Below are 23,619 nucleotides of genomic sequence, written 5' to 3'. Positions count from 1 at the left end.
CGGCCATCAGTGCAATACCAGGGGGGGCAACCCTACGTCGGGATCGAATACGAAACTCATCTCCCCAAACCGCGGCCGCCGGAACCAGCTGCGCAGCGATTGGCTCAGCGCCCACGGCTCCGCGGGTAAGCCGAGGAAATTGGTGTCGAGTTCCCCGTTGTCGTTCAGGTCGTGAAATACGGCGATGGCATACCGTTTTCCTACGGTGAGCTTGTCGATGTCCACCCGTTCGCAGCCGGTCGTCGTCACCGTATGTCGGACCAGCCGGGCCTTGTCCCGATCGAGAAAATCATCCTCCGATTCGTATATCCCGATCCAGAGTGAGCCGACGGCCTCCTCGATGTGGTCCACCCGCAGGACCAGCGTGCCGGTCTTGTTCGCCCCCGGGGGGGACGCAAGCAGGAGGAGCAGGAGTACGAGGAATGGCATGGATAAAGATCTGACAAAATAGGGCGGGGCGCCACCTTACTGGAAGGTGACGCCCCGCGCCGGTTGGCCTGCCTCTGAATGAGGATAAGGCATTACTTAACTATGGCGTACTTGTACGTCCGGGTGGGATCGTCGGGATAGATGCCCTCGAGGGCGATCGTCCCCCTGCTGTTGCGGAGTAAACCCTGAAGCTGTTCTACGTCCTTCACTTTCCGGCCGTCCACTTTGGTCAGGATGAAACCGGGGCGAATGCGGGTCTGCTCGGCGATGGGGCCGTTGCCCAGGTCGGCAACTACTACGCCGCCCTCGATTTTCAGTTCGGTGGCCACGTCTTCGCGCAGGTCCTCGAAGTCAGCCCCCAGTGAGGCGTACTCTACGGGCTTTTCGGAGGGGCGGATGACGTTGATGTTGCCATCCGAGTTTTTCAGTTGCGCGGTAAGTTCCCGCTTACGGCCGTCGCGCTCGACACTGAGGACCACCTTGTCACCGGGACGGTGGCGACCGAGTTGTTCGAGCAGGTCGCTGCTGCGCAGGGTGGCTACGCCGTCGACGCTGAGGATAACGTCACCCTCCTGCAGACCGGCCTCCTGGGCGGCGCTGCCGTCCATTACTTCGGCTACGTATACTCCGTTGTCGCGGTCGATGTCCTTGGTCTTGGCGAAGGCGGTGTTCAGTTGCTGAATTCTGGCACCGAGCAGGCCGCGCTGTACGACACCGAATTCCCGCAGGTCCTCGGCTACTTTTTTAACGATCGCGGAGGGTACGGCGAAGCTATAACCGGCGAATACACCGGTGGGGCTGCTGATGGCGGTATTGATGCCGATCAGGTCACCGTTCTGGTTGACTAGGGCACCACCGCTGTTGCCGGGGTTGACTACGGCGTCGGTCTGGATGAAAGATTCGATGGCCAGGTCGCTTCCACTGCTGCGGCGTACGATGTCGATGCTACGTCCCTTAGCGGAGACGATGCCGGCGGTGACGGTACTGGTGAGGCTGAAGGGATTACCTACGGCAACGACCCATTCTCCTACCCTTACTTCGTCGCTGTTGCCGAAGGCAATGGGGGTAAGTCCGGTTTCTTCGATCTTGATCAGGGCGATGTCGGTGGTTGGGTCGGTACCGATGACCTTGGCGGTGTAGGTGCGTTCGTCGTTCAGGACCACTTCGAGGGTCTCGGCATTCTCCACCACGTGGTTGTTCGATACGATGTAGCCGTCGCTGCTGATGATCACGCCGGAACCACTACCCTGTTGGAGGGGCATTTCACCGCCGTTGCCGGGGTTGCCAAAGAGGTCACGGAAGGCATCGGGCAGCTGATCGGGATCGATCTGGCCAAAGGGGGTCTGCATGCTGCGGCCGCCGGCCTGTTTGCTTGCCTTGATGTGGACCACGGCCGGCAGCGCACGGTCGGCGGCGATCACGAAGCCGTCGGACGGTGCGGGCACCACGCGGGTACCGGGTGCTACGTTGGCAAAATTGGTCAGGCTGGTCGGTGTTCCGGCGACTTCTACGTATTTAATGTTGCCCCAGCCAAGATAATTAGCTCCACCGAGGGCAATCAAGCCACCTAACACGGCGACGAAGACGATTAAGAGTAATTTTTTCATTTTGAAGGTACTGTTAGTTCTAATGACTCGGTAAATCCCGGAAGGATGCACGGGAAGAAGACCGTTCAGCCTAACTTTTGGTTGGTCAGGCCGAACGGTCTTAACAAAATTTAACCTGCCGCTGTCTCGGAGGAGGCAGCCACGTCGGTTGCGGCAGTGGTCCGCTCGCCCGTACGGGCCTGACGGAAAACAACCACATCGCCGAACACATCCAGTACGATCTGACTACCGGGCTTCACGTCGCCGCTCAGCATCTGCTTGGAAAGCTGGCGCAAAACCCGCTTCTTGATCACCCGCTTCAGCGGACGGGCTCCGAACTCGGGATTGTAGCCCTCGGCGGCCAGCCAGTCCATGGCCTCGGGTGCGACCGTAAGCACGATGTCCTGCTCGGAAAGCATCCGACGGACCTCAGCCAACTGAAGTTCCACGATCTGGCGAATGTCCTTGCGACTCAGCGGACGGAACATCACCACGTCATCAATGCGGTTCAGGAATTCGGGACGCACCGTTTGTTTCAGCACGTTGAACAGCGTTTCCTTGGTTTCCTCAATGATCTCTTCCTCGTTCGACGAATTGATCTGGGAGAATTTCTCCCGGATGATCTCCGATCCGATGTTGGAGGTCATAACGATAATGGTATTTTTGAAATTGGCGACCCGCCCCTTGTTGTCGGTTAGGCGGCCGTCGTCGAGCACCTGCAGCAAGATGTTGAATACGTCGGGGTGAGCTTTCTCGATCTCGTCGAGCAGTACCACGCTGTAGGGCTTGCGGCGTACGGCTTCGGTGAGTTGTCCGCCCTCATCGTAGCCAACGTATCCGGGAGGCGCACCCACCAGTCGGCTGACGGCGTGGCGCTCCTGGTACTCGCTCATATCGATGCGCGTCATCATGTCGGCGTCGTTGAAGAGGTAATCGGCCAGGGCCTTGGCCAGCTCCGTCTTACCCACCCCGGTGGTGCCGAGGAAGAGGAAGGAACCGATCGGGCGGTCCTGGTTGCTGAGTCCGGTTCGGTTCAGGCGGATGGAGTCGGCTACGGCCTCGACGGCTTCGTCCTGTCCGACGACCTGTTTGTGCAGGGCTTCTTCCAGGTGCAGCAGCTTTTCCCGTTCGCTCTCGAGCATGCGGGTGACGGGGATGCCGGTCCAGCGGGCGACGATCTCGGCGATGTCTTCGCTATCGACTTCCTCCTTTACGAGCATTTTGGCGTTGGACTGCATATCGATCAGTCGATCATTGAATTCCTTAAGCTCGGCTTCGACGGCGGGGATCTGTCCGTAGCGTATTTCGGCCACTTTGGAGTACTCACCGGCACGTTCGAGGCGCATGGCCTCGTTCTTGAGCTCTTCGATACGCTGCTTGGCCTGCTGTAACCCTAATACCACTTCCCGTTCGCTTTCCCACTGGGCGCGCAATTCGTTGCGGCGTTCTTCGAGATTGGCCAGGTCGTGATTGATGCGCTCGATCTTGGCGTTGTCGTTCTCGCGCTTCACGGCTTCCCGCTCGATCTCGAGCTGGCGAATGCGTCGTTCGATCTCGTCGAGTTCCTCGGGCATGGAATTCATTTCCAGGCGCAGGCGGGCGGCGGCCTCGTCGATGAGGTCAATGGCCTTATCGGGCAGGAAGCGGTCGGTGATGTAGCGCTCGGAAAGCTGCACGGCAGCCACTACGGCTTCATCCAGGATATTGATTTTGTGGTGCGTCTCGTAGCGCTCCTTCAGGCCGCGCAGGATGCTGATCGCGTCCTCCTCCGAGGGCTCGTCGACGGTGACCTGCTGGAAGCGGCGTTCAAGGGCCTTATCGGATTCGAAGTACTTCTGGTACTCGGCCAGGGTGGTGGCACCGATGGCGCGGAGCTCCCCGCGGGCCAGGGCGGGCTTCAGGATATTGGCGGCGTCCATGGCCCCCTGCCCCTTACCGGCGCCCACCAGGGTGTGGATCTCGTCGATAAACAGGAATATCTGGCCTTCGGCCTGGGTGACTTCGTTGATCACGCCCTTCAGGCGCTCCTCAAACTCGCCCTGATACTTGGCTCCGGCGATGAGGGCACCCATATCGAGGCTGTAGATGTCCTTTTCCCGCAGGTCTTCGGGTACGTCGCCGTTAACGATGCGGTGGGCGAGGCCCTCTACGATGGCGGTTTTACCTACCCCGGGCTCTCCAATCAGGATGGGGTTGTTCTTACTCCGGCGGGCCAGGATGTGGAGTACGCGGCGGATCTCCTCGTCACGACCGATCACCGGGTCGAGCTTACCCTCCCGGGCGCGCTCGTTGAGGTTGATGGCGTACTTCTCCAGGGAGTTGTAGGCGTTTTCGGCACTATTGGACGTGACCCGCTTACCTCCCCGAAGTTCTTCGATGGCGAGTTTGAGTTCCTTGGCCTTTATGCCGGCGTCCTTTAGTACCTGTCCGGCCGGGTCGCTGATCTTAAGTCCGGCCAGCCAGAGGTGCTCCAGCGAGACGTACTCGTCGTTCATCTCCTTGGCGACGACATTGGCCTGCTGGACCAGCTCGACGCCATTCCGGCTCAGCACCTGTTGGGCACCCGTAACCTTAGGCACACCAGCTACGATGCTGTCGATGGCGGACTTGATCGCATTGATGTTCACCCCTAGTTTCTTAAACAGAAAGGGCGTCACGCTCTCGTCTACCTCGAAAATAGCCTTGAAGATGTGTCCCGGGTCGATCGATTGCTGCTGGTTGCCTACCGCAATTTCACTGGCCCGCTGTAAGACCTCCTGGCTTTTGATGGTGAAGTTGTTGAAATTCATAGATGTTTTATGGTTGTCGGCTGTGGATCCACGTGAAAAAATCCGCTCGGGATCCCGCAGTTCGGTGTTGTTAAGTTAGCGCATTACCGTACCCGAAACCAGTAAATTTCGGGAGTAGAAGATACGCGTTTTCCCTAAGCAAATGCTAGACCCGATTGCGCGATCGGAAATATTGTCAGTGCACCTGAGGAGCATACTGACTTTTTTACAGGTAGCTTTAGAGGGCGGCGGTGCGCGGGAGCAGGGCTTACTCGGCGGCCGACGACAGCGAACTCGTCGGCCGACTAAAAGTCGTCCGCCGAGTGAGCAGGGGTGTCAGTGCTCCTGCGGGCCGCCGCCAGAAAATGGTGATGGCTGCCCAAATAGTCGGCGGACGAGCCTCGTGCCTCGGTCGGCCGACGACGGTGGGCTCGGTCGGCCGACGACGGTGAACTCGTCGGCCGACTATAGGTCGTCCGCCGAGTGAGCCGGGGTTTCATTGCTCCTACGCCCCGCCGCCAAAGAATGATGATGACTCCTCGAATAGTCGGCGGACGAGCCTCGTGCCTCGGTCGGCCGACGACGGTGAGCTCGTCGGCCGACTATAGCGAACTCGTCGGCCGACTAAAAGTCGTCCGCCGAGTGAGCGGGAGTTTCATTGCTCCTGCGCCCCGCCGCCAAAGAATGATGATGACTCCTCGAATAGTCGGCGGACGAGCCTCGTGCCTCGGTCGGCCGACGACGGTGAGCTCGGTCGGCCGACGACGGTGAGCTCGGTCGGCCGACGACGGTGAGCTCGGTCGGCCGACGACGGTGAGCTCGTCGGCCGACGACTAGGTTTCGGTCATGGACAATAGCTCATCGTTGACGAGGAAGAAATTGCCCTTGTTTTCTTGGTAGTTCTCGGCTACGATGACGTCCATCGGGATGAGGATTTTCTTGTTTTTGACGGTGTTGTAGATAGAGTACTCCTGACAGGCCTTCATGCCCAGGTAACCCATGAGCTTGGGGTTCTGGCTGATGAGGTAGTGGATGCTTTCGTTGCGGAGGTGAGCGACGTTTTCCGGCAGTACGTCATAGCCGATGAGGATGGGATTCTGGCGGATGCGCTCCAGGGAGCGGGCAACGACGAAGGTGCGGGAAGCGCTCACGTAAATGCCCGTAAGTCCCGGGTGCTCGGCCAGTGTACGCTCCAAATACAGGTCGACGGCCTGATCGTCCTGGAAGTCGGCGAACTCTGAGGTGATGACCTTGACCGAAGGGTTGTGGTGACGGAAAAACTCGTGAAAGCCGTTCCGCTTTTCCACCATATGCCGTGCGTTGACGTAGGCTTTTTCGAGCGGCATCATGAGGACCGTATCGCCCGGTGAACAGTGGTAGTTCATTAGCCGACCGGCCAATTTTCCGCTGTGGTAGGAATCCGGGCCGATGTAGGACAGGTAATTGGTGTCTACTTTTTCGGGAAAAGTATTGATGAGTACGTAGGGAATATTTAATCCGGCCAGTTGCTGCATCAGTTCCGGCCATTCCCGGTCGAACAGCGGGGCGGTCAGCAAGACCTCTGCCTTTAACCGTTTCAGCTTTCGGACCGCCCGTATAAAGTCTTGCGGATCGTGCAGGTCAAAGTAAACCGGCTCCAGTACGAAGGTCTCGATGGGATTGTGATCGATTGCCTTTTGGATGCCGTCCAGGACAAGGTCCCAGTAGCCGTCCATTCCCCGGGCCGGCAGCAGGTACGCCAACCTTTTCACCTTATTCTTTGAGGCAAGGAGCGATGCGTAGATGTTCTTTTTATACCCGATTTCGTCGGCGATGGTCAGAATTTTCTTCTTGACGTCCGGTGCGATGCGCCCCCGATCGTTCATCGCACGATCTACCGTTCCGATGGAGACGTTCGCTTTTCTTGCGATGTCGTTTAAAGTTGGCTTTTTACTATGCATGAACATCAATTCGTTGTCAAGACCGGCTGCGGCTAGAGGTGGTACATCACGGCAGTAATACAGTTACGCAGTAGCGGGTGCCGACCGATTTCACGGATCAAAAGAACAGGGAATGAGGCGGTGTAGCGATTACGTTACCCGATCATCAGTTATTCTATCCGTTAAGACAAAATTTCACGATCGGTTCAATTCATTTAAAATTGCAAGATAAAAAATTATTACATTGCGTGTACCTTAACGCACTTGATTCCTCTTCAAGTAAAGGATTGCTGCGTTAACCTTAACGCACCTAACGATTTTACTCAATCACTAGCGCATGAGACTACTATTGACACTCCTTCTCGCACTGCCCGCCCTCGGGCCGTGCCTGGCTCAGACGGTGACCGGAACGGTGATCGATGCCGAGGGCAATCCACTGATCGGAGCCAACATTCTGGAAGTCGGCACTACGATCGGCACCGTTACTGATCTGGACGGTGCCTATTCCATCACTCCAACAGGTGAGAACCCCGTCCTTCGGTTCTCCTACATCGGCTTTGGGATGCAGGAAGTTGAAGTGAACGGACAGTCCGTTATTAATGTCACTCTCAACCAGGGTACCAACATCGACGAGGTGGTGGTAACGGCCCTCGGCGTTTCACGCGAACGGAAGGCGCTGGGCTACGCTACCGTCGAGCTCGGCACCGAGGACATCACCAAAACGCAGGTGACGAACTTTGCCTCCGCCCTATACGGGAAAGCGCCGGGTGTTTCGATTCGCTCTACCCCCGGTGGCGCGACCAGCGGCATCAACATCAACATTCGGGGACAGTCGTCCATCACCGGCAACACCCAGCCGCTGATCGTACTGGATGGCGTGCCGATCCGCAACGGCGAGTTCAACAACAGTAACTTCTGGGGCGACCAGCGGATCCGCGGAAACGGTTTGCTGGACATCAATCCCGAGGACATTGCCAACATTTCCGTGTTGAAGGGAGCTTCCGCAGCCGCCCTTTACGGCTCCGACGCCGTGAACGGGGTGATCCTTATCACGACCAAAAAGGGCAAGTTCAACCAGGGCCTGGGCGTGGAATTCAACGCATCCATTAATACCGACCGGATCGCTTACCTCCCCCGGTACCAGAACGTCAGGGGGCCCGGTTACCCCTTATCGCTGGCCGATGCGGGGCAGGGAGCAGACCGCTTCATCGAGTACGATACGGACGGCGATGGGGTCGGCGATACCCGCGGACTGATCAACACCAGCGTGAACTACGGTCCGAACTTCGACGGCAACCCGGTGATGGCCTGGGATGGCGTGGTGCGCCCCTACGTTTCCGCCGAGAGCAGCTACGCCGACCTGTTCCAGAATGCCCTGAGCTCAAACTTCAACCTGGCCGTTTCCAAGGGGACGGAAGATTTCAGTTTCCGGGTTTCGCTCACGCGTCAGGACAATGAAATGGTCTCGCTCGGCTCCAAGAACGAAAGGAACATTTTGACCTTTACCTCGAATTACGAGATCAACGACCGGCTGACCTCCTCCCTCAACGTTCGCTACATCAACCAGTCCACCAAGAACCGGCCCTACAAGGTGGACCGGATGATCAACAATTTTGGCGGAATGATGGACCGCTTCGAGTCCGCCGACTGGTATTTCGACCGCTACAGGACGAGCGACGGCTACTACTTCCGCACCGGGACTCAGGAGAGCACGACGCCGGACGAAAACATCATTTACAACGGCTTCAAGTCGGCGATCGCCGACTACGTATGGAACGTGAGGGAAAACCAATCGCGGGAATCCAACAACCGGATCATCGCCAACTTCACCCAGCGCTGGAACATCATCGAAGGCCTGAATCTGCAGGGCCGGCTCTCCACCGACTACACGGCCGATGAATCGGAGGGATGGAACCCCACCCGCTTCCCGAGCGCGTTATACAACAATCCCGGAGGTGGGTTCTCGATGGCCAACTACACCGAAAACCTGCTGTACGGCGACGTCATTCTGAACTACGGAATCGATCTGACGGAATCCATCAACTTCGGCTTTCTCACCGGCTACACCGCCCGGAAGTACGATTACTCCAAAACGTCGATCGGGACGGTCAACGGGCTGAGCCCCGAAAACAAGTTTGACCTGTCGGCTTCGAGGGATATTCCACGGGGCGATGCCGCCCGGGCTACGGAGATCACCGACGGCCTGTTCGGCTCCCTAAACTTCGGCTACAAATCCTTCTGGTTCGTGGAAGGAACCGTTCGCCGGGACCGTATTTCCACCATTGCCCCCGGCAACAACACCTTTACGTATCCTTCGGTCAACTCTAGTCTGATCCTGAACGAGGCATTCGACCTGCCGAAGAGTGTCAGCTACGCGAAACTCCGGGCCTCCTACGGCATCGTCGGCAACTACCCGAACCGCTACCAGGCCAACATCAACTACAACCAGAATACGCTGGGCGTACAGTCGGAAGGCGGATCGTCGGTCATCTATACCAACCTTGGCTCCTCCTTTGGCAACGAACTGATCCGCCCCGAGCGGAAGAAAGAATTCGAAGTCGGCTTCAACATCAACCTGCTGAACAGATTCAGCTTTGACGCCACCTACTACAACGGTAAGATCATTGACCAGATCCTGCCCGTGGACATCCCGACCAGCTCCGGCGCCACCACCGTGCTGACCAACATCGGAGTGCTACGCAACAAGGGCATTGAGCTCTCCCTGAGCGCGGACCTGATTCGCAGCCAGCGCTTCAACTGGAACACCACCCTCAATTTCTCCCGCAACATCAATACGGTCGAGCAGCTGGCCAACAATGCAACCGAGCTGATCCACGCCGATTTCGACGGCAACGCCGCCCAGGTGCGTTCGGTGGTCGGACGGCCCATGGGCGACATCTACGCTCACCCCGTGGCTACTACCGAGGGAGGACAGCGAATCGTTGGTCCTAACGGCCTCTACCAGTTGAATGCGGACGAATGGGAAGTGTACGGCAATGCCCTGCCGGACTTCGAAGGCGGCCTCGTCAGCGGACTTCAGTACAACAACATCACCCTGAACTTCGTAGCTGACTTTAGCTACGGGGGGTCAATCATGCCTACCGGCGTCTACTGGATGACCAGCCGCGGACTGACCGAGGAGAGCCTCAATTACATGGACGCCGAGCGCGGTGGGCTGCGCTACTACGTCGACGGGGAAGGACAGGGAGTAGAGACGACATCGGACCAGGGTCCGAACGGCGAATTGGTCTTCAACGACGGCATGTTGCTGGAGGGAGTACTGCCCACAGGTGAACCCAACACCAACGTGATCTCCCAGGCGCGCTACTACAACGGAACCTACAACTGGGGCGGCCCGCAGTACGGCAACTCGCGCTATGAGCTTTACATCAACGAGAACAACTGGGTGAAGGTCAGGGAACTGGCGTTGGGATTCAACTTCCCTAAATCGTGGATCTCCGGCATCGGGATGCAGAACGCCAACCTGTCGGTCTACGGAAGAAACATCTTCTTCATCTACCGCTCCATCAAGGACCTGGACCCCGAGCAGACCACCGCCGGCTCCCGCTGGTACCAGAACATAAACAACGCTGGAAACAACCCCTCGTTCCGCTCCTTCGGCATCCAGTTCAAAACTAACTTTTAATGAATCCCTACAATCCAACCACCATGGGCATTAAATACGTCCTGCTGAGCGCCTGCCTTATCCTGACCATCGCCTCCTGTACGGAGGATGACTTTGCCGATGCCTACCCCGATCCCGCCCGCATCAGCGAAACCACCGTCGATAAGCAGTTTACCGGTATGCTGGTCGAGGGGCGCGATTACGTCGTACCCGACTACTGGAACTACTTCGTCGTACTGATGGGCACCCTTAATCCGTGGACGCAGTCGATCGGCTGGACCAACGATCCCGGCCAGTACGTTCCCGGCTCTTCCGGAGTAAACTCATTCTGGGACAACTACTACTCCGTGCTGGCACAGTACCGCGAAGTGGAGCGTGTTCACGACATGCTGGACGCCGAGAAACAAGCCGACCTGATGATCTTCCGGATGGCGGCAGACGTGTACATGCACTTCGAGACCCAGCGCGCCGTTGATCTTTTCGGTATGATGCCCTACTTCGAAGCGGGCATGCTCAGCACCAATGCCGGCGACTACACCGCTTCCTACGCCCCCTTCGACACGGGCAGTGAAATTTACTCCTTCATGCTGGATGACCTGAAGGCTATCGCCGACGCGATGCAATCCGTTGAGCTATCCGCCAGCACGGCTGCCTCCTTCCGCAATCAGGACCTGATCAACAATGGCGACGTGGACCTGTGGAGAAGGTTCACCAACTCGCTGCGCATGCGTATGCTGATGCGGGTCGTGGAGGCACCGGAGTTTTCCGCCCGGGCAATGGCCGAACTGGAGGAGATTGTCTCTAATCCCGACCGCTACCCGGTCATTGAGGACAACGCCCAGAACAGCATGATCGACGTATTTGACCCCAGCTCCGCCATCAGTGCCCGGGGCTTCCAGGGGGGAATTAATTCTGCAGGCTGGGACGGCGACGACGCCAGTAAGATCATGATCGACTTTCTGAAGGCCAGCGACGACCCTCGCCTGGAGATCCTGTTCGAGCCGGGTACCGCGGCCGACGGCGAATTCACCGGCCTGGACCCCATGATGGACGGCACGGCCCAGCAGAGCATGGTCAACGATGGCATGATCGCCTACTACAACCGCAAGACATTCAGCGAGAATGAATATTTCCCCGGGGTACTGTTCAACGCAGCGGAAGTCAGTTTCCTGAAGGCCGAATATTATGCCAGAACCGACAACGGTGACGCGGCCGTGGAAGCGTACGAAAGGGGCATCCGGCAGTCGATCGACTTTTACCTACACGCCAACTCCATCAGCACCGCGGCGAACGGCGTGACCGTCGAGTCCGTATCCGACGAGGAGTACCAGGCGCTCATCGATTCCGAGCCGGTCATGATGACGGCCGGCCTATCCACTGACCAGAAACTACAGTTGATCGCCCAGCAGAAATGGCTGCACTTCAACATCATTCAGCCCTACCAGAACTGGGCGGAGGTCCGCCGCCTGGACTATCCCCAACTCGAGTTCTGGAACGACAACTCTTCCGTACAGACGCTTCCTCCAAACCGCTGGGGCATCTCCGGCCGGGAAATCAGCTTCAACCCCAACTACGCCGAGGTGAGCAGCATGGATAATTTGTCGACCAAGCTGTTCTGGGATGTGAGGTAAGTAGAATGGTCGGCCGACGGCTCACTCGGCGGGCGACGACGGTGAACTCGTCGGCCGACTCCAAGTCGTCCGCCGAGTGAGCCGGAATTACCTTGCTCCTGCGCGCCGCCGCAATAAGTGCCACAGTGCTTCCCCGTTTAGTCGGCGGACGAGCCTCGTGCCTCGGTCGGCCGACGACGGCTCACTCGTCGGCCGACTCCAAGTCGTCCGCCGAGTGAGCCGGGGTTACCTTGCTCCTGCGCGCCGCCGCAATGAGTCTTACTGTGCTTCCCCGTTTAGTCGGCGGACGAGCCTCGTGCCTCGGTCGGCCGACGACGGGGAGCTCGTCGGCCGACTACAGGTCGTCCGCCGAGTGAGCCGGGGTTACCTTGCTCCTGCGCGCCGCCGCAATAAGTGCCACAGTGCTTCCCCGTTTAGTCGGCGGACGAGCCTCGTGCCTCGGTCGGCCGACGACGGTGGACTCGTCGGCCGACGACGGCGGCTGTACCACTAGCAACGCTTGTATAATTGACCTAATTTTGGCAACCTCAACGCTAGACCGTGCAACTACCGCTATTTCCTTCTTTCCTACTAATTTTTGGATTGATCGGTTCCCCGAATTATGCCGAGCTGACGGCACAAGACGCCCCACCCCACCGCCTCCTGGTGCTGACGGACATCGAGGCGGACCCCGACGATACGCAGTCGCTGATTCGGTTGCTGTTGTACGCCAACGAGATCGAGATCGTAGGTCTGGTAGCCACCACCTCAACCTGGTTGCGGGATACGATTCGCCCTGAGTCCATCGAGAAGATCTTAGCTACGTACGCGGAAGTCCATCCTAACTTGGTGAAGCACGATCCGGCCTACCCCACCGCCGAATCGTTGCGGGCTAAGGTATACCGGGGCCTGCCCGTTTACGGAATGATGGGCGTTGGCGAAGGGAAGGATTCGGAGGGCTCCGACCGCATCATTGAGTTGCTGGAGGAAGACGATCGCCCTCTGTGGGTATCGGTGTGGGGCGGTATCAATACCCTGGCACAAGCCCTGTATACAATAGATCAGACCCGATCGAAGGAAGAAGCCGCACGGCTGATCAGCAAATTACGGGTATACACCATTTCCGACCAGGACGATAGCGGGCCGTGGATCAGGAAGGAATTCCCGGATGTATTCTATGTATTCAGCTACGGCGACTACGGGCGGGCCACCTGGATTGCCATTAACAACGTAATCGATGGTATCGATAATACTACGATCAGCAATGCCTGGTTGAGTGAACATATTCAGCAGGGGCACGGTCCGCTCGGTGCCGCTTACCCCGACGTAGCTTGGGGCATGGAAGGCGATACGCCGGCCTGGCTTTCGCTGATCCCCAATGGACTAAATGCTCCGGAGCGTCCCGACTGGGGCGGTTGGGGCGGCCGTTATGAATCCTACGTGCCGGAATTCGATGCCTCCGAAAAGGGCGCTCCCGGTGTACCGTATACCGCCGAAACCCGGCCCGTCTGGACGGATGCTTCCGACGCGTACACTCCTTACGTAAAAAGCGAGTACGGGCGTTCGGTCAAGCGTGGGGAGGAAACCTTCGAGGGTAGTAAAGTTACCCTCTGGCGCTGGCGCGACGACTTCCAAAACGACTTTGCCGCGCGGATGGACTGGACCACCCAGTCCGTTGCGGATGCTAATCATGCCCCGACGGCGGTATGTCATCCGGAAGAACTTACCGTCCGCTCCGGAGAGGGCTTCCGCCTCGATGCAGCGGCCTCCACCGACCCCGACGGCGACCACCTGACCTACAGCTGGCAACACTACCCGGAGGCGGGCAGTTACGCAGAGACGATCGACATCACTCCGGAAAACTCGGCCTCCGTATGGGTTACGGCACCGGAAGTGGAGCAGGAGGAGACGGCCCACTTCATCCTTAAAGTGACGGACCACGGTGCGCCCGCGCTGACGAGCTACCGGCGGGTGGTGGTGACTATTTTGGCGGAGTAGTATAGCGCTCTATAGTCGTCGGACGAGCCTCGTGCCTCGGTCGGCCGACGACGGTGGGCTGGGGTGCATCGCTCCTGTGAAGACTATCTACAGCAAGTCACCCACCTTGATCGGAAACACCTGCACCAACTTCCCCGTCGCGTTGTACACCGCGTTGACAATCGCTGGAGCCATCGAGATCACCCCGATCTCACCGATGCCCTTGGCTCCCAGCTCGTTGATAACGTCGTCGTGCTCTTCTACGAAGATCACGTCGAGGTCATGAATGTCGGCGTGGACCGGCAGGTGGTACTCACCGAGGTCGGTATTGATGTACTTGCCCAGATTGACGTCCAGCAGGGTTTCTTCGTGAAGCGCCATGCTGATGCCCCAGACCATGCCCCCGAGAATCTGGCTGCGGGCCGTGTGTGGATTCATAATGGCGCCGGCGGCAACGGCCGTCACGGCCCGGGTGACATTGATGATGCCGAGTTGCTCGTCTACCTCCACCTCTACGAAGGATGCCGCGTGCGCGGCCCGGGTGTACTGTTTAAGCCGAAAGATGTTGGGGATATTAGACTTCGAGGCGGTAACCGATTTTCCGTGATTAAAGGCGATCACGTCGGTTAGGGAAACTCGGATGAAGGGATCCTTCTTCAGTACAATTGCTCCGTCGACGAACCTGACATCTTCGGGTAGCGCGTCTCCGAGGGGAAATCCGTCCATGATCTGCGCCAGCTTGAAGAGCTTACTACGCAGTGCGCGGCAGGCGGCCTTGATGGCCGAACCGATCACGGCCGTCGTGTACGAACCGCCCTGGATGGGGGATAGTGGATGCCGGCTATCGCCGTACTGAAAGGAGACGGCCTCCAGGGGTAATCCGAGTTCGTCTGCGGCGATCTGGGTCATTACGGTGTAGGTGCCCTGACCATTGTCGGTGACGGCACTGCTTACGATCAACTTACCGTCCGCGGTAAATTCAGCGCTGGCCTTTCCGGGCAGGGCAATCACGTCCCAGATGCCCGAACTCATGCCGTGGCCCACCAAGCGATTGCCGCGCCGGTTGACTTCCGCAGTAGGTTTACGCTCCGACCAGCCAAATCGCTCGGCACCCTGACGGTAGCATTCGCGGAGTTCCTTGCTGGAGTATGGCTTGTCCGCACTGACGTCCCGTTCGGCGTAATTGCGGAGCCTGAATTCGAGGGGATCGATTCCGAGCTGATCCGCAAGTTGGTCCATGGTGGTTTCGATGGCCAGCATTCCCGTACTGCCTCCGGGCGCGCGCATGTCGAGGGGGGTGAAGCGATCGAGGGGAACGAGCTTGTAGTCCAGTGCGACGTTATCCGCCGGATAGAGCATGTTGGCGTGATTGACCACTACTTCGTTGTAATCCTCGAAGCGGGAGGTCTCCGCCAGGGCGACGTGATTAATGGCGGTGAGCTTGCCATCAGCCGTAGCTCCGAAGCGGGTATGCTGAATGGTCTCCGGCCGGTGGCCGAAGGTGAACATCTGGGCGCGGTCCATAACTACCCGTACGTTGCGCCTGAGCTGCAGGGCGGCCATTACGCACAGCACGAGTTGGTACTGCGGCCGCAATCCCGACCCGAAGCCACCGCCAACAAAGGGAGCGATGACGCGTACGTCCCTGAAACTCAGACCGAAAAGATTGCTGACGTAAAGTTGGGAGTTGGTCGTCCCCTGAGTCTTATCGTAGATCGTCAGTTTGCCGTCCCCTTCGTACACCGTGGTGGTGGCAAATAATTCGAGCGGATTATGGTGCTGGGAGCCGTGGTGAAAGTGTCCTTCGAACCGAGCATCCGCTTGCGCGTAGGCGGTTTCGAAATCCCCCCGTGGGCCGGGAGGTAGCGGTTTGATCAGCGTAGCCAGTCCCTTAGATGGCTTCCGCGCCCGGGCCAGATTGGTCAATAGGTCGACGTCAAACGATTCCTCCTCATAGTGGATATTCAACAAGGAGGCCGCGTAACGCGCCGCCTCGAAGGTTTCGGCAACCACCAGGGCAATGGGTTGACCGTTGAACCGGATGTTTGCATCGTACAGTGGTCGGAAGGGGGAACCGGGCGGCGCATCCATATCCGAGTAAATCACGTCGAAGCCGGGTAATTTCGAGCGGCGTTCGTGGTGAAAGATCTCCACCACTCCCGCTACCGAGCGCGCGGCGGCTTCGTCGATGGCCGTGATCCTGCCCCGGGTTATGGTACTGTTGACAATGTATCCGTACAGCAGATCGGGTACATTGTACTCTGCCGCATACTTGGCCTGGCCGGTAACCTTTCGTGCACCCTCGATGCGTCGGCGTGGTTGTCCTATTTGCTCGTGCTCATTCATGATCGGGGTGCTTTAGAGGGAAGGCTGGGCGCCGGGTCTTTGGGTGGAAGGATCGAGTGCCATCATACCGTTGCGAATGATGGCGCGGCGGGCCAGTTCGATCTTGAAGTCGTTGTGGCCGTAACCGGTTGCTCCGGCCAGCAGCAGATCGGCGGCTTCCGCAAATGCTTCCGGAGTGGGCGCTTTATCCACGAGGATGGCCTCGGCGGCCGGGACTCGCCACGGCTTGTGGGCAACGCCGCCCAGCGCGATGCGGGCATTGCGTATGCGTCCGCCCTCGATCTCCAGGCCGGTGGCCACGCTGACCAGCGCAAAGGCGTAGGAATTGCGATCGCGTAGCTTCAGGTAGCTGTGGTGATCCGCGAAGCCGGTAGACGGCAGATCGATCGACGTGATCAGCTCGCCGGCACCCAAGGTGTTGTCGCGCGCCGGTTCCGCTCCCGGCAGTCGGTGAAAATCGGCGATGGGTATTTCCCGCGCGCCCTCCGGTCCGGTGACCCGCACGGTGGCCTCCAGTGCGGCCAGGGCCACGCTCATATCGGAGGGGTACACGGCGATGCAGTGCTCACTCTCCCCTAGAATGGCGTGCAGTCGGTTGTGTCCCGTAATGGCCGGACACCCCGAGCCGGGATTCCGCTTGTTGCAGGGGGAGGCCGCATCGTAGAAGTAATAGCAGCGCGTGCGCTGCAACAGATTGCCGCCATTGGTGGCACTATTGCGGATCTGGGCAGTCGCACCGGCCAGTATGGTTCGGGATAGCAGGGGGTAACGTTCCTGCACCAGTGGGTGGTAAGCGGTGGCGTTGTTACTGACGAGAGCACCCAGGCGCAGGCCACCGTCGGGCAGTTCCGAGATCGCCTTCAACTCGCTCAGTCCATTGAGATCGACCAGCATTTCGGGGTGGGTGAGGTCGTATTTCCACAGATCGATCAGATTCGTACCACCGGCGATAAATTGACCCTCGGACTGGGTAGCTACCGCACTGACGGCCTGATCGATGCTCTCGGCTTTCGTGTAGTTGAAGTTATTCATACTTTCCTTCCTTTACTGCCATGATCGCATCGATGATGTTCGTGTTGGCCCCACAACGACAAAGGTTGCCGCTCATCAGGTCCTTCACCTCCTCGCGGGATTCGCCGTGACCGGCGTCCAGCATGGCTACTCCGCTGCAGATCTGTCCGGGGGTGCAGTAGCCGCACTGAAAGGCATCGTAATCGATGAACGCTTGCTGAAGGGGATGCAGTCGGTCTTCGGTGCCGATGCCTTCGATGGTGGTGACCCTGGCGCCATCTTTCATCACAGCCAGGGTGAGGCAACTGAGTATTCGATCTCCATCGCAGATTACCGTACAGGCTCCGCACTGCCCGTGGTCACAGCCCTTTTTGGTACCCGTCAGGTCAAGGTGATCGCGCAAGGCATCGAGCAGCGAAACCCAGGGGGGTACCCGCAGGGTAGTTTCCAGCCCGTTGACCTGTAGGGTGATATGATGGGATGAAGGGTTATCTCGGATGGTCACGGGCTTAGGCATGGGCAGGGAATTCTGACGAACAGTCTCACCAAGGCCAACTGCTATACGTAACGGTGATGTTCGCTAATGAGCGAAATGATCACACAAGTGAATTTGGGTTCACCAGTCAACAAATCGTTGAGATGGTGTCCGCATTTGCGCACCAGTAGTCGAACACCATCCGGCACGCACTGGCACACTGGCGGGTGAAGGGATGCGCGTACTCTTCCCAGTTCGTGGCGCTGAAGGCACAAGCTTCGGCACAGCTACGCAGTTTGTCGTAGGCCTCCTCGCTGCGGAGTTCGATCAGGATCGTGGCGACCTCCAGGGCGAGAATGACGTCCGGCAGGGACTCGTGGCAGGCTTCCTCCGGCGTAGTTTCTTCCAGACAGTGGCGGCACATTCCCAGGCAGGCCCGGCAGCGGACTAAGTATTCTGTATAGGCTGGCGTGATCGGTGCGGGCATGGTGTCCTGAAAGTTATGCTCAATAGATCGGCGGCCGCCCCCATCAGTTGGTCGGGCCCGAGTTAGAAAAGGCAGACGGCCAATTTTTGGAATAGCGAGCCGCAGCGTCTTGAAAATATTCGACCCTCCGCGAAGGATTTGTACTTTCCGACAGTCAAAGTACAGAATATCGGGCGTTGATGACCGAAGTAACCGACCAGGAGTTGATCGCCGGCATCGCCGCACAGGACGCCGAGGCGCTGCGTGCCCTGTACCATCGTCACAACGCCCGCGTATACAACACCGCCCTGAGTTACCTCCAGGATACGTCCGATGCCGAGGAGGTCACCCAAGATGTATTCGCTAAGGCGTGGCGCGCTGCCGCAACCTTTAAGTCCGAAAGCCAGGTAACGACCTGGTTGTACCGCATCACCGTCAATACCGCACTGACGGCGCTGGATAAGCGCCGACGGCAACGCGGCATCTTTGGCGCGCTCTCGGCCACCAGAGATCCGCCCGATTTTTACCATCCGGGCGTCCAACTGGAGGAGCGGGAAACGAGCCGCGCCCTGTTTGCCGCTATTTACCGCCTGCCGCCGCGGCAAAAAACGGCCTTCGTGCTCAGCTACGTAGAAGAACTGCCCCGCCAGCAGGTCGCCGAGGTGATGGAACTGACACTGAAGGCCATCGAAGGGTTGCTGATGCGTGCCAAGAAAAGCCTGAAAACCTACTTACATGCCGAATATCCCCACCGGGGCTGACACTAAACTCAACCTAAAATGGAAAAACTCGACCCTGATTTTGAAGACCTGATCGGACGATTAGGCAACTTACCCCGGGCACGCCCCGATCGTGACTTACTGCCCGGGATCGAAGCCCGGATCGCGAGGCCGGAGGCGGTGGTCGTCCCCCTGCGGCAGTGGCGCGCGATGGTAGCGGCGGCCGTTCTGCTGCTGCTGTTAAATGCGGCGGCGATTACTTTTTACACTAACGAGTCATCCGGTCAGGACCAAACCCTCGCCCTGGTTTCCGATTACCTTCTCTACGAATAATGGACAAGCTTAAGGTCTACCAATTTGCCGCGATTGGCCTGTTGCTGCTCAATCTTGCGCTCCTCACGTTCATCGTACTCGCTCCCGGCCGGATGAGCCACGGTCCCCTGCAGGCCGTCAAACGCTTTGATTTCGACGCCGCCCAGCACGATCAGTTCATGACTTACGCCCACGCCCACGATGCTAAGATGAGGGCGTTTAACCAGCGACAAGCCGCCCTACTGGAAACCTACTTCCGGCAGTTGACCACTCCGCAGGCCACCGATCCCGGACCACTGCCCTCCGAACTCGGTACGCTGGAACTGGAAAAAATATTGACTACGTACGCCCACTTTCTGGAGGTAAAGGATTTGCTCCGACCAGAACAGGAGGAACACTTTCCCGCCTTTGTCGATGCGGTGTTGCAGCAAATCCTGCTGCGAAAGGGAGATAAGCGAGCTGGACCCAGTGGGGGAGCCAGGGGATCCGACGCTGACTAAGCCAGCCATCAGGGGTTCCGAGCCGGGGGGGAGTACTTTCGTGGAGTGTAAGCACTGGAAAACCCACCGGAATGAACTACTACTTAATCGCCTCGGGCCTGATCTTTCTGGCCGCCGCCTTCGGCTACCTCAACGTTCGTTTCCTGAAGTTGCCGACCACGATCGGCCTGATGCTGATTACCATCGTGTACACCCTGGGAGTACTGGCCGTCAGCGTATTCGATGATACGCTGCTGAAGGCGGAAGCGGAGTTGATCCGACAGATTGACTTCGAGACGATACTGATGGACTACATGCTTAGTTTCCTGCTGTTCGCGGGGGCGCTGCACACCAATTTTCAGGAGCTCAAAAAGCTGCGTTGGCCGATCATCGCCTTTGCTACCCTCGGGGTGATCACATCTACCTTCCTGATCGGAACGGCGACGTACTATCTGCTCGCAGTGCTGGGTACTCCGGTCAACTATATCTACTGTTTGCTCTTCGGTGCGGTGATTTCGCCTACCGATCCGATCGCCGTGCTGGGGATACTGAAGCAGGCAAACGCCCCGAAAAAGCTGGAGATAAAGATCGTCGGGGAGTCGCTCTTCAACGATGGCGTCGGTGTGGTGCTGTTTCTAACCCTGTTCAGCATTGCTTCGGCTACCGGCCCGGCCGTGGGACCTGCGGACATTCTAAAACTGTTCGGCCAGGAGGTGTTCGGCGGCATCCTGCTGGGACTGCTGATCGGGTGGATAACCTACCGGTTGCTCAAGTCCATCGATGACTTCAGTGCGGAAGTCATCATTACCCTGGCGGCCGTGATGGTCGGAACGGTTATTGCCGACGAATTGCATCTCTCCGCTCCCCTCGCCATGGTGGTGGCGGGACTACTGATCGGCAACGATCGCGCCAGAAGCGCCGCCATGTCAGAAATAACCGAGCAGTACGTGGATAAATTCTGGGAACTGATCGACATTCTGCTCAACGCCCTCCTGTTTGTGCTGATCGGAATGGAGATGCTGGTGCTGACCTACGAGACCAATTATTTGCTCGCCGGCTTGCTGGCCATTCCGATCGCACTGCTCTGCCGTTACGCTTCCCTGTGGGTACCGGTGAAACTATTCGAACGGAAGCTGGATTTCGTTCCCCACACCAATTTGATCATGACCTGGGGAGGATTGCGGGGCGGCATATCGATCGCGCTTGCCCTGAGCCTCTCGGAAGAGATGAACCGGGAAATGTTTCTCGTGATGACTTACGTCGTTGTCGTTTTTTCAATACTGGTGCAGGGGCTTACGATCGAAAGGGTGATCGGACGACTGCTGCGCGACAGGTAGGTAAATCCGAAACTCGCTGTCACTCCGAAATGGGTACATCGAATTTACCGTCGGTAATCCGTAGGGTGACGTCTGCGTCATCGGCCGAGACCAGCACCATTTCGAAGGTTCCGCGGAGGGCGGGACCTTCGTCGCGCTCGTAGGTTTCGTAGGTTAGATTTACCAGTGAGCCGGGTGATGAATCATCGCTCTCGAAGGTTGCATCAATTTCCCCGTCTTGGTATGAGAAGCCGTAAGCACCCCATACACAGGGTATGTCGTTATCGAAACAATCCTCATTCATGCTATAACTTCCACTGGCGGGAACTGTCGGACTTTCGAAGAGCGCCACGATATAGATTGCCTCCCCGTCTTCGTCATTGCGGATGTCGCCACCGATGATCGAAAGAGCGGATAAGCCGGAATTATCGACGTTCTCTCCTTTCTCCGCCCAGGCAATACGGCCCCTAAAGGACCGACCGTCGATACGGGCACTCAGCTCGCCCTCACCGTACTCCTCCTCAAATTCGTCTATCTCGTCGCCCGTAAGGTTGTTTACGCATCCGGTACCGAGAAATAAAAAGAGCAGTACCAATAGGGGAAATAGGGTCTTCATGGATATGTGTTTATCCCAAATTATCCCCCCAAACGACTTTGTACAAGTTTAGACGTACAATACGTACATTAATACCAAGATATAGTGACCCGAGATATCTTCTTTTGGTCTGACAGCAGAAACGCCGGTGTGGCATTCCGCAAATATTGCTTACTTTATTTGCCGCTTCGCTTTGGGTTATCGACCGAGCTACGCGGACACACGCCTAAACAATTGCACTATGAAACTAGCCGTACCCACCCTGTTGCTCTTCGCTCTTCTCTGCTCCTGCGACCCCGCCACCGAAACCGTTTCGGAAACACCGGAGGTCACGACGTCCGACCCGACCGAAAACAGGGCCCAACTGGTCGATATTGATTCCGACGAGGCGCGCATCGCGACCGCCCTACTCGCCGCCCCCGCCGCCAGTCGGGATGGCGCCAAGGTGATCGGGTACAACGCGGCCGGGGAATTCGTGACCCTGCGGGAGGGCACCAATGAGTTTATCTGCCTGGCGGACGACCCCAACAAGGACGGGTTCAACGCGGCCTGCTACCACCAGAGCCTGGAACCTTTCATGATGCGGGGGCGGGAACTACAGGCAGAGGGAAAAAGCGCGCAGGAGATCTTTGCCCTCCGGGAGGAGGAAGTAAAGTCGGGCAAGCTAACGATGGGCGATGCCGGCTCCACGCTTCACGTCTACTCCGGCCCGAACGCAACCTATGATCCGGAAACGGGCAAGGTGGACGGTGCGAGTTACCGCTACGTGGTATACATGCCCTACGCTACCGCCGCTTCTACGGGTCTGCCCGAATCGCCCATTGCCCCCAATCACCCCTGGATCATGGATCCCGGAACCCACCGGGCTCACATCATGATATCGCCTTTGAAGGGAGAAGACTAAGCATACCCGGGCATCTCCGCATCACGTCCGCGTAAACAGCCGGCCGATGAAGACGGCTATGTTCAGGGTAAGCAGTTTGCGCCGTATGGTAGACGCGGAAAACAGTTTGATGGGGTGACTGACGTGACGCCAGTACAGCTTATCGGTGAAACTGGGCCGTTCTCCGGTCTTGAGGACATTACTGACGAAGTGCTTGCTCCACGGTTTGCTGCGACCCGCGGCGTGCGACATGACGTACCCGTATCTGTGAAAATCCATTGCATCCGGCCCCATCAGGCTGACCCGTTCGACCAGGTCCTTGGTCACGTTGAGGGCGTCCTGGTCCATGAAGTGGAACATGTTCCAGCGGTCGGCGATACCGATGCGGTCCTGCTTGCCCGTGTGTAACTTCATGTACTGTTGTACTTCTTCCCACCGCTCGGCGAAACCCCGGTCGCGCCGGTTGATGCCGACGAAGCCGCCGTTGACGTAGACCGCGTCCCGTGGCTGGTAATCGATACCGAATTTCGCGTAGTAGGCCTGCCACTGCAGTCGGAGGGGGTGTGACGGTGGGATCGGGGAGTTCATATCCTCGCACATGGCAACCCCGTGCTGCGCCCACGCCTCGAAGTGCTCCCACTTGGCCTTGATCACGATGTCGCAATCGATGTAGAAGACGGTTTCCACCTCCGGCCCGTACCGTTCCCAGACCTGCTGAATCAGGGCCGGCTTAATGTTGGCCAGCATTTCGTCGGTTTCCTGGTACGCAAAGTGAACCGTCAGCTCCGGGACCACCTCGAATGCCGTGATGCCGCCCTCCAGAGGTACCGTATTCACCGCCCAGGGGGGCAGTTCGCCCCGGTATCCCGCATAAATGACCCCCCGGTATTCGCAGCTGTAGAGGGAATTGATCAATGCCCCCAGGCCATAGTGGTAATGGTTCTCGAACAACGTACAGATTACACTTTTCGCCATTTGTATCACGCCCGGAGGGAAGATTTGGTTGATTGTAAAACGATGAGCCCACAAGTCTACGCTCAACTATCATATCTACGTAACGCCATAGGAAGTTGTGTCGAACCGCAATTGTTAACTATTAACGA

18 protein-coding genes are annotated in these 23,619 nt (G+C 58.0%); 8 read left to right on the top strand and 10 right to left on the bottom strand.

The window, feature by feature from the left end:
• Window positions 1-6: 6 nt before the first annotated feature.
• The 4 genes from GGR28_RS11175 to GGR28_RS11160 all read right to left on the bottom strand — a co-directional run bounded on the left by GGR28_RS11175 (window position 7) and on the right by GGR28_RS11160 (window position 6,723).
• Window positions 7-429, bottom strand: coding sequence for a DUF2141 domain-containing protein (locus tag GGR28_RS11175; RefSeq protein WP_183495870.1), 423 nt, complete (start codon window positions 427-429; stop codon window positions 7-9).
• A 92-nt stretch (window positions 430-521) separates the two neighbouring features.
• The gene (locus GGR28_RS11170; RefSeq protein ID WP_183495869.1) at window positions 522-2,036 is read right to left on the bottom strand and encodes a trypsin-like peptidase domain-containing protein; all 1,515 of its coding nucleotides are present in this window, start codon (window positions 2,034-2,036) and stop codon (window positions 522-524) included.
• Window positions 2,037-2,146: 110 nt separating this feature from the next.
• On the bottom strand, window positions 2,147-4,804 hold the full coding sequence (gene clpB, locus GGR28_RS11165) for an ATP-dependent chaperone ClpB (RefSeq protein WP_183495868.1): 2,658 nt from the start codon (window positions 4,802-4,804) through the stop codon (window positions 2,147-2,149).
• A gap of 812 nt (window positions 4,805-5,616) precedes the next feature.
• Window positions 5,617-6,723 (bottom strand): LacI family DNA-binding transcriptional regulator, encoded by a 1,107-nt coding sequence (locus GGR28_RS11160; protein ID WP_183495867.1) that lies wholly within the window; start codon window positions 6,721-6,723, stop codon window positions 5,617-5,619.
• Between the two features lie 316 nt (window positions 6,724-7,039).
• Here GGR28_RS11160 and GGR28_RS11155 point away from each other — a divergent pair, with 316 nt between their 5' ends.
• The 3 genes from GGR28_RS11155 (at window position 7,040) to GGR28_RS11145 (ending at window position 13,935) form a co-directional block, all read left to right on the top strand.
• Window positions 7,040-10,348 carry a SusC/RagA family TonB-linked outer membrane protein gene (locus tag GGR28_RS11155; RefSeq protein ID WP_183495866.1) on the top strand — a complete coding sequence of 1,103 codons (3,309 nt, stop codon included), beginning with the start codon at window positions 7,040-7,042 and terminating at the stop codon, window positions 10,346-10,348.
• Window positions 10,348-11,958: a SusD/RagB family nutrient-binding outer membrane lipoprotein gene (locus tag GGR28_RS11150; RefSeq protein ID WP_221233869.1), complete on the top strand. Its 1,611-nt coding sequence runs from the start codon at window positions 10,348-10,350 to the stop codon at window positions 11,956-11,958. Before GGR28_RS11155 ends, GGR28_RS11150 begins: the two co-directional genes overlap by 1 nt.
• 582 nt (window positions 11,959-12,540) lie before the next feature.
• A complete protein-coding gene (locus tag GGR28_RS11145) occupies window positions 12,541-13,935 on the top strand; it encodes a DUF1593 domain-containing protein (RefSeq protein ID WP_221233868.1) in 1,395 nt (464 codons plus the stop codon).
• A gap of 87 nt (window positions 13,936-14,022) precedes the next feature.
• Here the strand turns inward: GGR28_RS11145 and GGR28_RS11140 are convergent, their stop codons facing one another.
• From GGR28_RS11140 to GGR28_RS11125, 4 genes are all read right to left on the bottom strand, one after another.
• Complete coding sequence (locus GGR28_RS11140; RefSeq protein ID WP_183495865.1) at window positions 14,023-16,260, bottom strand: xanthine dehydrogenase family protein molybdopterin-binding subunit; 2,238 nt, start codon at window positions 16,258-16,260, stop codon at window positions 14,023-14,025.
• A 12-nt stretch (window positions 16,261-16,272) separates the two neighbouring features.
• The gene (locus tag GGR28_RS11135; RefSeq protein WP_183495864.1) at window positions 16,273-17,292 is read right to left on the bottom strand and encodes an FAD binding domain-containing protein; all 1,020 of its coding nucleotides are present in this window, start codon (window positions 17,290-17,292) and stop codon (window positions 16,273-16,275) included.
• On the bottom strand, window positions 17,285-17,788 hold the full coding sequence (locus GGR28_RS11130; protein WP_183495863.1) for a (2Fe-2S)-binding protein: 504 nt from the start codon (window positions 17,786-17,788) through the stop codon (window positions 17,285-17,287). Before GGR28_RS11130 ends, GGR28_RS11135 begins: the two co-directional genes overlap by 8 nt.
• Window positions 17,789-17,894: 106 nt before the next feature.
• Window positions 17,895-18,233 carry a hypothetical protein gene (locus GGR28_RS11125; RefSeq protein WP_183495862.1) on the bottom strand — a complete coding sequence of 113 codons (339 nt, stop codon included), beginning with the start codon at window positions 18,231-18,233 and terminating at the stop codon, window positions 17,895-17,897.
• A gap of 179 nt (window positions 18,234-18,412) precedes the next feature.
• Here GGR28_RS11125 and GGR28_RS11120 point away from each other — a divergent pair, with 179 nt between their 5' ends.
• The 4 genes from GGR28_RS11120 (at window position 18,413) to GGR28_RS11105 (ending at window position 21,059) form a co-directional block, all read left to right on the top strand.
• Entirely contained in the window at window positions 18,413-18,973 is a 561-nt protein-coding gene (locus GGR28_RS11120; protein WP_183495861.1) for an RNA polymerase sigma factor, read from the top strand.
• Between the two features lie 18 nt (window positions 18,974-18,991).
• Window positions 18,992-19,264: a hypothetical protein gene (locus GGR28_RS11115; RefSeq protein WP_183495860.1), complete on the top strand. Its 273-nt coding sequence runs from the start codon at window positions 18,992-18,994 to the stop codon at window positions 19,262-19,264.
• Window positions 19,264-19,743 (top strand): hypothetical protein, encoded by a 480-nt coding sequence (locus tag GGR28_RS11110; protein WP_183495859.1) that lies wholly within the window; start codon window positions 19,264-19,266, stop codon window positions 19,741-19,743. The genes GGR28_RS11115 and GGR28_RS11110 overlap by 1 nt, the downstream gene beginning before the upstream one ends.
• Window positions 19,744-19,814: 71 nt before the next feature.
• Window positions 19,815-21,059: a cation:proton antiporter gene (locus GGR28_RS11105; protein ID WP_183495858.1), complete on the top strand. Its 1,245-nt coding sequence runs from the start codon at window positions 19,815-19,817 to the stop codon at window positions 21,057-21,059.
• A gap of 19 nt (window positions 21,060-21,078) precedes the next feature.
• Here GGR28_RS11105 and GGR28_RS11100 read toward each other — a convergent pair whose 3' ends face one another.
• On the bottom strand, window positions 21,079-21,654 hold the full coding sequence (locus tag GGR28_RS11100; RefSeq protein ID WP_183495857.1) for a hypothetical protein: 576 nt from the start codon (window positions 21,652-21,654) through the stop codon (window positions 21,079-21,081).
• A 220-nt stretch (window positions 21,655-21,874) separates the two neighbouring features.
• Between GGR28_RS11100 and GGR28_RS11095 the strand changes: the two genes are divergently transcribed.
• Complete coding sequence (locus GGR28_RS11095) at window positions 21,875-22,537, top strand: hypothetical protein (protein WP_183495856.1); 663 nt, start codon at window positions 21,875-21,877, stop codon at window positions 22,535-22,537.
• Window positions 22,538-22,558: 21 nt separating this feature from the next.
• Here the strand turns inward: GGR28_RS11095 and GGR28_RS11090 are convergent, their stop codons facing one another.
• Window positions 22,559-23,467 carry a hypothetical protein gene (locus GGR28_RS11090; protein ID WP_183495855.1) on the bottom strand — a complete coding sequence of 303 codons (909 nt, stop codon included), beginning with the start codon at window positions 23,465-23,467 and terminating at the stop codon, window positions 22,559-22,561.
• Between the last annotated feature and the right edge of the window lie 152 nt (window positions 23,468-23,619).

It is taken from the genome of Neolewinella aquimaris, assembly GCF_014197245.1.
GTDB classification, from domain to species: domain Bacteria; phylum Bacteroidota; class Bacteroidia; order Chitinophagales; family Saprospiraceae; genus Neolewinella; species Neolewinella aquimaris.
Note: the sequence above shows the minus strand (reverse complement) of the source record. Positions and strands in the feature narration are given on the sequence as shown.

Coding starts and splice junctions, on each gene's coding strand:
- GGR28_RS11175 (WP_183495870.1), bottom strand. CDS start 429: ATGCCATTCCTCGTACTCCTGCTCCTCCTGCTTGCGTCCCCCCCGGGG.
- GGR28_RS11170 (WP_183495869.1), bottom strand. CDS start 2,036: ATGAAAAAATTACTCTTAATCGTCTTCGTCGCCGTGTTAGGTGGCTTG.
- clpB (WP_183495868.1), bottom strand. CDS start 4,804: ATGAATTTCAACAACTTCACCATCAAAAGCCAGGAGGTCTTACAGCGG.
- GGR28_RS11160 (WP_183495867.1), bottom strand. CDS start 6,723: ATGCATAGTAAAAAGCCAACTTTAAACGACATCGCAAGAAAAGCGAAC.
- GGR28_RS11155 (WP_183495866.1), top strand. CDS start 7,040: ATGAGACTACTATTGACACTCCTTCTCGCACTGCCCGCCCTCGGGCCG.
- GGR28_RS11150 (WP_221233869.1), top strand. CDS start 10,348: ATGAATCCCTACAATCCAACCACCATGGGCATTAAATACGTCCTGCTG.
- GGR28_RS11140 (WP_183495865.1), bottom strand. CDS start 16,260: ATGAATGAGCACGAGCAAATAGGACAACCACGCCGACGCATCGAGGGT.
- GGR28_RS11135 (WP_183495864.1), bottom strand. CDS start 17,292: ATGAATAACTTCAACTACACGAAAGCCGAGAGCATCGATCAGGCCGTC.
- GGR28_RS11130 (WP_183495863.1), bottom strand. CDS start 17,788: ATGCCTAAGCCCGTGACCATCCGAGATAACCCTTCATCCCATCATATC.
- GGR28_RS11125 (WP_183495862.1), bottom strand. CDS start 18,233: ATGCCCGCACCGATCACGCCAGCCTATACAGAATACTTAGTCCGCTGC.
- GGR28_RS11120 (WP_183495861.1), top strand. CDS start 18,413: ATGACCGAAGTAACCGACCAGGAGTTGATCGCCGGCATCGCCGCACAG.
- GGR28_RS11115 (WP_183495860.1), top strand. CDS start 18,992: ATGGAAAAACTCGACCCTGATTTTGAAGACCTGATCGGACGATTAGGC.
- GGR28_RS11110 (WP_183495859.1), top strand. CDS start 19,264: ATGGACAAGCTTAAGGTCTACCAATTTGCCGCGATTGGCCTGTTGCTG.
- GGR28_RS11105 (WP_183495858.1), top strand. CDS start 19,815: ATGAACTACTACTTAATCGCCTCGGGCCTGATCTTTCTGGCCGCCGCC.
- GGR28_RS11100 (WP_183495857.1), bottom strand. CDS start 21,654: ATGAAGACCCTATTTCCCCTATTGGTACTGCTCTTTTTATTTCTCGGT.
- GGR28_RS11095 (WP_183495856.1), top strand. CDS start 21,875: ATGAAACTAGCCGTACCCACCCTGTTGCTCTTCGCTCTTCTCTGCTCC.